Raw genomic sequence first — 12,487 nt, forward strand, 5'->3', positions numbered from 1 at the left:
AGATGACATAACCTTTTTCTTCGTTTTTTATATGATTTTATTGCCTAATAAAAAGGAAGGATTAGAGAGATAAACGAATATAGAAAGAAGCGAACGATATATACTTTGGTGGCGATCAGGGACAAAAACCCTACCTAAAATGAACATATTCCATAAAAAGGAAAAGTCGAATAAATGGAAATGCTCCATTGAAGATGGATGGATTCGTCAAAAAATGAATGCTAAAGTACAAGTTAACAAAAAGAAGCGGCAATAAAAGTCCGTATCTAACTCTATCACTCTAATTTGAATAAAGATATCTTATTTTACCATTTTTTAAAGGGTAGGGAGCAAATAATTACTAAATAGAATGAAAGGGAAGAATCATGATGAAGTACATTGATAAAATTTACGCACTTCAACATCGTAGTCCTGGTATTTTTGGAGAAGATGAAGCAACGAAATATGCGATTTTTCTCCCTCTTATTAGAGTAAAGGAGGAAATTCATGTACTTTTTGAAGTTAGGGCTCATCATTTACGTCGACAGCCAGGAGAAATTTGTTTTCCTGGCGGAAAAATTGACAAGGTGGATGATCATGCGAAGGCAGCGGCCATTCGAGAAACGTTGGAAGAACTGAATTTGCACTCTAAAGATGTATCGATTGTAGCACCTCTAGATATAATGGTCGGGTATGGGCAAATCATAGAACCATTTGTAGGGGAAATTTGTCAAGACGTGAACAACATTTTTCCAAATAAAGATGAAGTGGAAGAAATATTTACGGTCCCATTGGATTATTTTATGGACACTAAACCAGAAAAATATCTTGTGGAGCTTCACCCTCATCCATCGGTCGATTTCCCATTCCACTACATTCCGAATGGGAAAAAGTATAATTGGCGGATGCGAGGAATAAATGAATTATTTTATGAATATAACGGTCGAGTCATTTGGGGGCTTACAGCCAAAATTCTTTATCACTTTGTGCAGTTGGTGCAAAAATCGAAAAATAACAACAAATTGGTATAATTTGTATTCTCTCCCCATACGTTGAAAAGGGAATGCGAACGCTTTTATAAGGGGAGGAAACAAATTGAAGAAGTGGGTGGTTACAATTGTATTATTCTTTTTACTCGCGACCGTCTTTAAGGCACCTGTGTCTGCTGGGAAATTTTTTAACCCAGGAGCTGATGGAACACCAGGAACATGGTATGTTGGGGCCACGCCTGATCATCTCGACCCGAATGCACCTGTCATTCTCTTTGTTCAAGGGTTAAATAGCTCAGCAAGTACATGGTTTGACAATAATGATATGTACGTAACCGCGTATAATGCAGGTTTTCAAACCGCATTTGTCGAGCTTTTTGATGCTGGTGGTACGTCGGAAGACATGTGGGACAACGGACATTTATTAGCCGAGTTAATTGAAGAGATTTATCAATACTTTGGTAAGCCACTTGTTCTAGTAACGCATAGTAAAGGGGGGATTGATGCCCAAACCGCATTAGTTCATTATGGAGTGTATCCCTATGTTTCAAATGTGATTACACTCAGTAGTCCTCATTTTGGTTCCGAATTAGCAGATTTAGCGTATAGCAGTTGGGCAGGGTGGTTAGCTGGTATTTTAGGGTCGAGAAGCGATGCAACGTATTCGCTACAAACATCGTATATGAATTATTTTCGTTCCATTACCGATCAGCATCCAAATGTAAATAAAAACAACTATTATACATTCGCCGGTACCAAATGGGGTTCATTTGGTTCTTCGTTATATTGGGGAGGATTGTATTTATCCCAGTACGGCCCAAACGATGGAGCCGTAACGGTGGAGAGAGCCTTCTTGCCAAATGGAACCATGGTGAAAGTAGGGGATTGGAATCATTTTACTATAAAAGAAGGATCGTCCACCTTTTCTTTTTTTGCCCCGTATTTAACGACTTCTACTTCCATGGCTAGTGCGCAAATGGCGGCAGCTACAGTAGAGGATATAGCTATTACTGACCAATCATTAACAAGCGGCCAAATCATTCGTGGTGGTCCATTTAAAGAAGCAGGCACAGAAAGCTTTCTTGTGGAAAAAGGGGTTGAAACATTAACAATCAATTGGATGAGTGATGTCCCCGTAGATACTCTTGAGGTCATCGGTCCTAATGGGAAACGTGAAACTGTTACGGTGGAAAGAATAGAAGACAAAGGAATATTTGCAGGAGCATGGCACCACGTGGCAGTCCTCCAAAAACCAAATGCAGGAACATGGAAAGTATATGCTTCCGATGATGATGCACAAGCTTATCTTCTTGTCGTTTCCTTACAATCGGACATTTCAAATGACCTAGTTCTTCAAAATAAACACAGAAAAAAGATATGGAAACTTGAAACAAAACAGAAGAAAGTAAGAGAAAAAGAAACAAAAGCCACATATTCGGTAGACTTTACCCCTTATCAAAACGGAAATTCGATAAAAAATCGAAAAAAATTAAAAATAAAGGAACCAATATCTATTGCTAGTGAAATCACCCTTCCAACGGTTACCGAGGCAGGAACGTATCAAATAACTGTTGAGATTAAAGGAAAAACAAAAGACGGATATCCATTTGAACGAACACTTCTAAAATCCGTCTATAAAGATGAATATGGTAATTTCTATTAACACAGCCATCCATTATTTGGCTGTTTTTTTTGATTTGAATGGTAAAAAAAACTACCATCTAGAGAAATATTTGATAATATAAAATTGTGCAAAAAAAGGGGGAAGGCGAGTGAGCATGAGTCTTTATCAATCAGAGATTCAATTAAGCTTTTATCGATCAATGTACAAAAAGGAATTGCTTGCATTTGAATTACTTCCTGAACAAAAACGGTTTACTGCTCTTCCAAACTACTGGATACAAAATAAATCGAAAGAAGGGCAATGGTATCCGATTGTCATTTTACAAGGAAGCTCCCCAGTCGGGTTTTTTGTGTTAGATGAAGGAGCGGACGTAAAAACATATACCTCACGTCCAAATAGCATGCTTCTTCGTTCGTTTTCGGTTCATCTTCCACACCAAGGAAAAGGCTATGCAAAAAAAGCCCTTCATCTTCTAGTATCATTTGTTGATACACACTTTCCACACATTGAAGAAATCGTGTTAGGTGTGAATGAAAACAATCATGCCGCCCTCCGCTTGTATCAATCTTGCGGATTTATCGATCAAGGGAACCGAGTGTTTGGACGTCAAGGGTGGCAATATGTTCTTCATTTTTCATTAAAAAATGAACAGTAGATATATTCGGAGAGGTACTAACATGATCGTAAAAACCCATTTTTTGAAACAAGTAGGAGGACGCATGATGACGATGAAGAATTCGATATTGATGGTCTTTGCTGTAATTGTTATCTTATCGGCGTGTAGTCAACAAACAATGTCCTTTGAAGGGATAAGCGAGCATTGGCACGTCAATGTAACAGTTGTACAGAATGGAGGGCGAATCGAAAATGACATTGTGATGACCTATATTGGAGAAAAACATGAACCTATAACAAAAATAATGTATGAATTCGAAGGGCCAATATCCCAAATAGGCGGAGAACGACAAGTGAACGAGGAAGGAATAGTTCATGTGGAACATATATTGAATTCCAAGGTATTTTCAGAGGATATGATCGTCACTATTAAATGGAATGGGCAGGAAGAATCGTTTCCTTTAGTAAAAAAATAGAACAACAAACTTAAATAGGTGAATTTTGAAACATTTTTCTATGATTGTTCGTATTACGTAGTAGAAACAGTGGAAAGGGGAGAGCAAAATGAACGAAAAAGGTTGTATTAAATGCGGATCGCGTGATGCGGGACAAAAGGAAGTCGCAATGACCGGAACCGGGCTTTCAAAAATGTTTGATATTCAACATAATCGGTTCGTTGTGGTATATTGTCGCAATTGTGGTTACTCCGAGTTTTATAACAAAGATGCTTCTGTAGGATCCAATATTCTTGACTTTTTCTTTGGGGGATAAAACACAATGTATGTAGATCTACGCTTGGAACAAATCTCCAGGCGTTTTATTTTTAAAGTAAGTTTAGCGTGTTCTATTCATTCATTCACAAGTAGTGCTTAACAGTAGTGTTACGTGCAAAAAGACTTTTTTGAATAAAAGCGTTTTAAGATGCGATGAGGTTTCAGAGTGTAAATCTTTTTAATTTAGTTCAAAAGTACCAATTTAGTGTATAATCTTGTAAACTGGTGCAAAAAAGGTGAATGGTCAAGATATTATTGTTCAATATTTTTGAATTAATACGATAGGTAGTTAGTTTATTATCATAAAAGAAAAAAATGTGCTTTTAAAAAGTAAAACGGACACTATTCATGTCCGTTTTTACAAAATTCCAATGAAACTATTACTCTTGTACTTCTTTTTTCAAAAAGCCCACCATAAAAGCGGTTACAAATGAACCAATTAAAATGGCAAGAACATATAACCATGCACTACCTGTAACAATTGGAATCACAAATGCACCTCCATGTGGGGCTGGTAATCCAATTCCAAACATCATCGTTAAAGCACCGGCAACTGCTGAACCAACAATAATAGATGGGATGACGCGTCCTGGGTCAGCCGCTGCAAATGGAATCGCCCCTTCTGTGATAAAAGAAGCTCCCATAATGTAACAAGTTTTTCCTGTTTCACGTTCTGCTATAGTAAATTTTTTCTTAAACATGGTAGTAGCTAACGCTAAACCAAGTGGAGGAACCATACCACCAGCCATAATCGCCGCATGTGGAGCATAGTTGCCTGCATCAATCATCGCAATCCCGAATGTAAAAGCAGCTTTATTAATCGGACCGCCCATGTCAACAGCCATCATTCCACCTAGAATTAACCCTAAAAGGACTAGGTTGCCAGTCCCTAAACCTTCTAACCAAACTTTTAACCCATCATTTAATGCTTTCACAGGGTCAATGACGATATACATCATGATCAGTCCTGTAATTAAAATACCAAATAACGGATAAAGAAGAACCGGTTTAATTCCTTCTAAGGAAGGAGGTAATACGCTAAAGATACGTTTCAATCCAAGAACTAAATAACCTGCAAGAAAACCAGCGATTAATCCTCCTAGGAAACCGGCACCACCTGTAGCGGCCATAAATCCACCGACCATCCCTGGAGCAAATCCTGGACGGTCCGCAATGCTCATTGCAATAAATCCAGCTAACACAGGAATCATAAGTCCAAATGCATTCCCGCCACCTATTGTCATTAATGCTTCGGCGATTGGGTGATATGATGGGTCATTGGGGTCAAAGGCTTTAATGCCGAAGATGAATGAAATCGCAATTAAAATACCGCCTCCAACAACAAATGGAAGCATATTGGACACACCATTCATTAAGTGTTTGTAAAAACCTTTTCGTTCTCCAAATGTATTAGCTGAATTTGATTGATTTCCTGAACCTTGATATATTGGTGCATCTTTCTTTAAAGCCCGGTGAATTAATTCTTCTGGTTTTCTTATTGCTTGTGAAACTGGGACTTGAATGACTGGTTTACCAGCAAAACGGTCCATTTCTACTTGCTTATCGGCTGCAACGATGATTGCAATCGCCTCATCAATATCTTGTTGCGTCAACGCATTTTTTACACCTGTTGAGCCATTCGTTTCTACTTTTAAGTTCACATTCAGTTCTTTTGCTTTCGCTTTTAGGGCATCTGCAGCCATGTACGTATGTGCAATCCCCGTAGGGCAGGCGGTAACCGCTAAAATTTTTCCTGATGTTGTCTTTGTTGAAGTATCTTCATTCGGTACTTTATCATTTTCCTCATACTCATGAATGGTTTGAATAATGTCATCAGCCGTTTGTGCCGTTTCCAGTTTATGACGAAATGATGGATCCATTAATAAAGTTGACAAGCGAGATAGGGTTTCTAAATGTGCATTATGTGCTCCTTCTGAAGCGGCAATCATAAAAAAAAAGTGACTCGGCTTACCGTCTAATGATTCAAAATCAATCCCTTCTTTGGAGCGGCCAAAAACAATTGCTGACTGTTTAACGGCTTTCGATTTTGCGTGTGGGATGGCAATTCCTTCACCAATACCGGTTGTACTTTGAGCTTCCCTTGCTAAAATTGCTTGTTTAAATGCCACATCATCATCAAGCTTTCCAGCTTTTGCGAGGGTACGAATCATTTCATCGATGACGGCTTCTTTCGTAGTGCCCCGTAAATCTAAAATGATTGTATCTTTTGTTATTAAATCGGTAAATCTCACATTAAAAACCTCCTTACGAAATGGATTTTATATGGATGCTGGATAAAAGCCGATCGGTTTCGTCCTTCGTACATAAATCTTCTGAAAAAGCAGTGGCAGTTCCAGCGCTGACTCCGTATTGAAAAGCTTTCATCCAATCTTTGTCTTGAATAAATGAGGCTAGAAAGCCAGCTACCGTTGAATCACCGGCACCAACAGTATTGATGACGTTACCATTTGGAACCGTCGCCACGAATTGATGCTTTTCATTAATAAAAACTGCTCCATTTCCCCCCATTGATACGATGACATTGGATGCGCCTTCTTGTAATAGTTTTTTTCCATACGAGATGGCATCTTGAACAGTTTCAATAGTAACATGAAACATATCACCTAACTCATGGTGGTTAGGTTTAACTAAAAATGGACGAAAGGGAAGAAGTTTTTTTAATATAGGTCCTGTTGTATCAACGATAAAAGGAATATTTCGTTCCGTGCAAAGTAACGCTATTTCTTCATAAAATTGTGTGGGAATCGAAGGTGGTAGACTCCCTGATACCACTAGGACATCGTTTTTCGTTAACGATTCAATTTTTTTTAAAAACTGTTCTTGTTTTTCTTTTGAAATAGTTGGTCCAACTCCATTAATTTCGGTTTCTTGAGCATCTTTAAGCTTAATATTGATTCGTGTTGGCTCATCAACTTCAATGAATTGAACTGGAATTTGTTCTTGTGTTAGTGCCTGCTTAATGAAGGTTCCAGTAAAACCACCAGCAAAGCCCAAAACGACACTATTGATTCCGAAGCGCATAAGCACTCGTGAGACGTTAATTCCTTTTCCACCAGGGGAAAAAATCGTTTGTTCCGCACGATTTAACGTGCCAACTTGTAAGTGTTGAATTCGTACGTAATAATCAATAGAAGGATTTAAAGTCACGGTATAGATCATGATGTTTTCACAACCTTTATTACAGTTTTTTTCATCCAGTCTTCATACATGTCTTGGTCTATTTCACTCGTAATGATGGTTGCTTCATGTAAATCGGCAATTTTAGAAAATGTAAATTCATTAAATTTCGAATGATCAGCTAGTATAAAAGCCTTTTCGGAAAGGTGAATGGCTAATTTTTTTACAGTAGCTTCTTCAGGGTCTGGTGTTGTGTAACCATAATCGAGATGAATGCCATTGACCCCCATAAACGCTTTATCAAACCGATAGGCTTGTAAACCTTCTTGTGCACCACGACCAATCAGTGCTCGAGTTTTTGATTTTACATAACCACCTGTTACATACGTTTCGATTTGGTGTTCTAAAAGTGCTTCCAAATGGGTTAAACCATTCGTCACAACCTTAATATTTTTCGCTGAAATAAATGGAATCATTTGAAACGTAGTCGTCCCAGCATCTAGATAAATACAATCTCCTTCTTGAATTAGATTTGCTGCATATTGAGCGATTTTTTGTTTTTCTTCTAAATTCTTCGTTGATTTTTCAAGGATGCTTAATTCGATGCCACGTTGATGTAATAGTGAGGCCCCACCATGAACACGTTTTAACTTTCTTTCTTTCTCTAGTTGACTTAAGTCGCGTCGGATGGTGGATTCTGATGATGAAGTCGCTTCCACAAATTCTTGTATTTTCACCACTTCTTTTCGTTGTAATAGCTCTAAGATAATGCGATGTCTCTCTGGAGTTAGCATGTTTCCACCTCTTAATAAAAAGAAACCAAATTTGACTTTAATTATATTAAAAGCATTTTCAAAAATCAATCATTTTTAATCAAAAACTATCAAAAAAAATCAAATTACACTCATTATCAATCATAAACTATCAAATTCTATAGACAAGGGAAAAAACAAATTTTATAATTTCTATCTTTTGTAATAAAATAGGATTAATCATCAATCCAATTTCTGGAGGGAATTTGATATGAAAATAAGGCGAGCAACTATTGCAGATGCTGAACAAATAGCAAAAGTTCACGTAGATAGTTGGTGAACGACTTATAAAGGAATACTTTCAGAAGACTTCTTACAATCGTTATCCTATGAAGCAAGAGCGAAAAGATGGGAAGAAATTATCTCCAATTCAACAGGTGGGTCAGTGTTTGTCGCAGAAAATGAATACGGGGACATTGTTGGATTTACGAATGGTGGCAAGGAACGATCCGGGAAGTTACCCCTATGACGGGGAATTGTATGCCATCACTGCTAGAAAACTATCAAAGGCAAGGGATTGGAAATCAGCTAGTCCGACATGTTGTCCAAGAGCTTCATACATTTAATATCTTTTCCTTATTTGTCTGGGTATTAGAAGATAATCCATCGCGTTTCTTTTATTATTAAAGGTCTAGAGATCCAATCAGGTTCACTCACCTATCAAAATGGTGAACTAACGTTTGGAGAAGTTATGGAATAGTATTAAGTTGAAAGGAATGAAACTTGTGCGACTCACAGGAAGATTAGTCACGATTCGAACGATTGAAGAGCATGATATACCGATTCTTTGGAAATTTATTCATGACACGAAAGATCCTGAATGGAAGAAATGGGATGCACCGTATTTTCCACTAGAACACAAGACGTTAGAAGAGTTTACACGAAATTTAAAACAGCAACTTACGTCAGAACCAGTCCCTTCACGTGCTGTCATTGAAGTCAATAACACTGTCATAGGAACGGTGTCTTTCTATTGGGAACACAAGGCATCTAAATGGTTAGAAGTAGGTATTGTCATTTATGATCCATCCTATTGGAACGGTGGGTATGGAACAGATGCCCTAAAATTGTGGATTGATTACTTATTTAACGAGATGCCGCTCGTTCGAATTGGCTTAACGACATGGTCCGGAAATAAACGAATGATTCGCTGTGCAGAAAAAGTAGGCATGAAAATGGAAGGAAGAATTCGAAAGTGCCGCTATTGGAACGGGGAGTGGTATGATTCGATTCGTATGGGACTGCTACGGGAAGAGTGGGAGCAGAATCAAAACCCCTGTCCTCAAAAGAACTGGAAATTACGTCTCATTTGGATTGTCCCGAACCTTCTTTTTTATATTGCTTGTTTTGTATTAACTATTTGGGTAGTCGCAAATAAAGACGGATTGCAAGAGATCAATCGTCTATCAATCTATGTATTTATTTTGCTGGCTCTCTTTTTTGTTTCTGTTTTATCAACCAGTCGGATCATTTCATGGATTAAAGAAGGAAAAATGTAATACATACAACAACGAATAGGAAGCGAGAGATATTAAATGATTCAATATCCATTTTTCAAGATGATTACACGGTAGAGGATGTGTACCCTAATCTTGAGGAAGAACTTCAAATTCCTATTGTTTATGATCGACTACGGTCACATTCCGCCACAAATGACGTTTATCAACGGAGCCATGTGAAAATGGAAAAGGTGTTATCAGACAGCATTTTATTTAACACGCTAAAATATTCAGATAGGAAAGGAAATTTTAATGCACCATGGAGCCGGAATGCAAGTAGGAGATGTGTTTTTTCAATTCATGATATTTATTTTAGGTTTAGGGATGTTTATCGTTCCCATTGTACTCATTATTTATGTCATCATTGATTATCAAAAAAGATTAAAGCGGATAAAAGTAGACCAATTAATGGACGAATTGAGAAAACAACGATGAAATAGGCTCGCTATGTTGACGAGAAAAATTTTGACCGAATTATAGAAGATAATTGGGAGTTTAGAAATCTTTTTTTGGTGCTTGGTTTGTGCTGAGATGATCGAGACATACAGTTGTTAAATTTTATAGAATCATAGTTTGGAGGATTATATATGGAGCATCGTCATTTGTTTTTGTTTGGCGGAAGCCCCCCTTTTACCCAAAAACTTGGTCATTTGTTTTCATCGATTGTCCAACAACGAAAAGGAAGGGTCGGTATCCTTTTTGTTGAACGAGATGGTTGGGAAGCGTATATGCAAAAGTATACATCCGTATTACAACAATTTGGAATTGAGGACTTTTATTACTTTCCACTCTCACAACAAAAGCTATCCAATTTTGAACTGGAAAGGTTACGTGCATGTTCAGGAATAGTGATCGGAGGAGGAAATACCGAACTTTATCAAAAACGGATGGTGAGGACGAATATTGGAGATATCGTAAAGTCCATGTATCAAAAAGGTATACCTGTAGCAGGGTTTTCTGCAGGTGCTTTGATTAGCCCAGTTCATTGTGTCATTCCGCCTATTGATAATGAGTTAAATCAACATTTGTTTTTAGAAGGATTGGGATTGATTTCGAATGCTGTCGTAAGTGTCCATTTTACCAAATGGAAGGAAAAAGAGAATCTTCTTACAGCGATGGAACGAACCAACGTGTCGGTAGGGTACGGAATTGATGATGAATCAGGAATTTATTTTACCAATGAACAATATGTTCAGCATGAGGGTAACGTGTACACCTTTAATTCCATTCGCAGATAAGGAAAGAAGATTTTGATTTTAAGAATCGTTTCAATTAGTTTTGTGGGTTTCATAATAAGAAAAGGAATAAAACAATTAGGAGATTTTTCTCGTCTACTCTAATATAAGTTAATGGTGGAGAATAATGAAGAAATTCATTTTTTCATGTGTAGCAAATGGTTGTGCTTCGGATGTACATCTAACAATGATGACCAGTCAGTTAGTAAGCCGAATCCACTGATTTATAGTAGAGAGAATATTTATTTTACCATTTGGGTAAATCAGAAAGAATTTGTGAAATTATTGTAAAAGCATCGGCAACTAATGTTGGGGGAAAAAGTGTGATATACGCTGCTGGGAGTTCAACTTGTGTAACCCATTTAAGGATTCAAATTGTTTCAAAGGAAACAAACCGTTCTTTATCGGTTAAGCCTTTAGAGATCATGGCCTGTACAGACGATTTACATGTTGAATAATTAGAACCAAATGAAACGATTCACGAAGAACTTATTTTTTTACTTAGAATCCCAAAAAGTTTTCCAAAGAGCTTCTTTCATCATCGAATGAAATGTATGAAGTGACAGTGTCGTTTCGTCTAATGGAAAAAAGATGGGAAGAGTCTAAACGAATTTCTACACATATAACCATAAATGGAACTAATTTTTAAAAAGGATCACAACGAATACCATAAACATAAAAAAAGATTGGGGCAATGAAACAACTAAAAGTAGATTAATGGAAAAGCCGTATTTACCCGAAGTTATTTTTTTACGGCCCTTTGGTATGTAGTAACTGGTGTAGTATTGTTAATCGATGATTACCTTAAAAGGAAATGGAATATTTAATACATTTTTAAAAAACCGGGCTTACTCCATGGAGTTGGCCCGGGTTTTTTCTATCATGATTTTTGGTTTACGGTTAGTAAAATAAATGCCGAATAAGATAATGAAAAGACCTAGGAGTAAATGCTGGGTGATCGGTTCCTTCATCAGGATGTAGCCCCACATAATGGCGGTTACAGGAATTAAATACGTTACAGTTGTCGCAAATTCGGGGCTTCCTTCTATCATTAAAAAGTAGAAAAGAAGATACGCAATACCTGAACCGAAGCATCCTAGTCCGATGATAGAAAGAATAACGGTACCGTTGAATTCCATTTGAGTCGGAATCGTATTTGTCACAATCATTCCTACTAAACCGGTCAAGGTACCAACCAGTAACGTACAGGTGGAGATTAATAGGACGTGCATTTGTTGTAAGTATTGTTTCGCATATTGGGAAGCAAATCCGTAACAAAGCGTGGCTAACACCATCGTCCCCATCCCGATAAAGTTTTCACCGAGAATCATATGAATCTGAAATTCTGTTAAAATAAGAATTCCGCAAAATCCTAACAAAATCCCCATCCATTGTTGGCGAGTTAGCTTCTTTGAAAAGAAAAGAAATCCGATTAGTCCTGTAAAGATTGGTGTTAAAGCGTTTAATACGGATGCGGTGCTTGTATGTATTTGCGTCTCACTTAATGCAATGAGTCCCCATGGGAGTCCAGCATTAAATAGACCAACGATGATGACATGTCTCCATTGAAAAGTACTTGTAATTTGCTTTCTTTTCCACCACAAGAGGGGGAGAAGAATCAGAATTCCTGCTAAACATCGAAAAAAGACGGTTCCCCATACCCCAGCAGCATCTGTTATCCACTTAATAAACACAAACGACATTCCCCATATAAGGCTCAGTCCAATTAACGCACTATATAACCGCATCATTTTCACTCCTTAACTCTCTATTTATTATGCATCAAAGATGTGCAATGTCTTTCATAAATCTTTTATACATGT

At 37.5% G+C, this 12,487-nt stretch carries 12 protein-coding genes and 1 pseudogene; 9 read left to right on the forward strand and 4 right to left on the reverse strand.

What is annotated here, in order from left to right; all coding sequences use genetic code 11:
• The first annotated feature begins 365 nt into the window (after positions 1–365).
• The 5 genes from H0Z31_13945 (at position 366) to H0Z31_13965 (ending at position 3,978) form a co-directional block, all read left to right on the forward strand.
• Positions 366–1,010 carry a CoA pyrophosphatase gene (locus H0Z31_13945; protein ID MBO8178534.1) on the forward strand — a complete coding sequence of 215 codons (645 nt, stop codon included), beginning with the start codon at positions 366–368 and terminating at the stop codon, positions 1,008–1,010.
• A gap of 64 nt (positions 1,011–1,074) precedes the next feature.
• The gene (locus tag H0Z31_13950; protein ID MBO8178535.1) at positions 1,075–2,631 is read left to right on the forward strand and encodes a hypothetical protein; all 1,557 of its coding nucleotides are present in this window, start codon (positions 1,075–1,077) and stop codon (positions 2,629–2,631) included.
• A 115-nt stretch (positions 2,632–2,746) separates the two neighbouring features.
• The gene (locus H0Z31_13955) at positions 2,747–3,247 is read left to right on the forward strand and encodes a GNAT family N-acetyltransferase (GenBank protein MBO8178536.1); all 501 of its coding nucleotides are present in this window, start codon (positions 2,747–2,749) and stop codon (positions 3,245–3,247) included.
• A gap of 67 nt (positions 3,248–3,314) precedes the next feature.
• A complete protein-coding gene (locus tag H0Z31_13960) occupies positions 3,315–3,683 on the forward strand; it encodes a hypothetical protein (GenBank protein MBO8178537.1) in 369 nt (122 codons plus the stop codon).
• An 88-nt stretch (positions 3,684–3,771) separates the two neighbouring features.
• A complete protein-coding gene (locus H0Z31_13965; GenBank protein ID MBO8178538.1) occupies positions 3,772–3,978 on the forward strand; it encodes a hypothetical protein in 207 nt (68 codons plus the stop codon).
• A gap of 382 nt (positions 3,979–4,360) precedes the next feature.
• On the opposite strand, the gene H0Z31_13970 is transcribed toward H0Z31_13965, so the two are convergent.
• From H0Z31_13970 to H0Z31_13980, 3 genes are read right to left on the reverse strand one after another with little or no spacing between them, the layout of a single operon-like run.
• Complete coding sequence (locus H0Z31_13970) at positions 4,361–6,232, reverse strand: PTS sugar transporter subunit IIA (protein ID MBO8178539.1); 1,872 nt, start codon at positions 6,230–6,232, stop codon at positions 4,361–4,363.
• Positions 6,233–6,245: 13 nt separating this feature from the next.
• On the reverse strand, positions 6,246–7,160 hold the full coding sequence (pfkB, locus tag H0Z31_13975; GenBank protein ID MBO8178540.1) for a 1-phosphofructokinase: 915 nt from the start codon (positions 7,158–7,160) through the stop codon (positions 6,246–6,248).
• Positions 7,157–7,912, reverse strand: coding sequence for a DeoR/GlpR transcriptional regulator (locus H0Z31_13980; GenBank protein ID MBO8178541.1), 756 nt, complete (start codon positions 7,910–7,912; stop codon positions 7,157–7,159). Before H0Z31_13980 ends, pfkB begins: the two co-directional genes overlap by 4 nt.
• 229 nt (positions 7,913–8,141) lie before the next feature.
• On the opposite strand from H0Z31_13980, the pseudogene H0Z31_13985 reads away from it, so the two are divergent.
• From H0Z31_13985 to H0Z31_14000, 4 genes and pseudogenes are all read left to right on the forward strand, one after another.
• Positions 8,142–8,557, forward strand: a pseudogene (locus H0Z31_13985) (GNAT family N-acetyltransferase).
• A gap of 89 nt (positions 8,558–8,646) precedes the next feature.
• On the forward strand, positions 8,647–9,429 hold the full coding sequence (locus H0Z31_13990) for a GNAT family N-acetyltransferase (protein MBO8178542.1): 783 nt from the start codon (positions 8,647–8,649) through the stop codon (positions 9,427–9,429).
• 252 nt (positions 9,430–9,681) lie between these two features.
• Positions 9,682–9,864 (forward strand): hypothetical protein, encoded by a 183-nt coding sequence (locus H0Z31_13995; protein MBO8178543.1) that lies wholly within the window; start codon positions 9,682–9,684, stop codon positions 9,862–9,864.
• Positions 9,865–10,016: 152 nt separating this feature from the next.
• Positions 10,017–10,667, forward strand: coding sequence for a Type 1 glutamine amidotransferase-like domain-containing protein (locus tag H0Z31_14000; protein MBO8178544.1), 651 nt, complete (start codon positions 10,017–10,019; stop codon positions 10,665–10,667).
• A gap of 845 nt (positions 10,668–11,512) precedes the next feature.
• Here H0Z31_14000 and H0Z31_14005 read toward each other — a convergent pair.
• On the reverse strand, positions 11,513–12,412 hold the full coding sequence (locus tag H0Z31_14005) for an EamA family transporter (protein MBO8178545.1): 900 nt from the start codon (positions 12,410–12,412) through the stop codon (positions 11,513–11,515).
• Positions 12,413–12,487 lie beyond the last annotated feature (75 nt).

The sequence above is a fragment of the Bacillus sp. (in: firmicutes) genome (genome assembly GCA_017656295.1).
Lineage (GTDB): Bacteria > Bacillota > Bacilli > Bacillales > JACDOC01 > JACDOC01.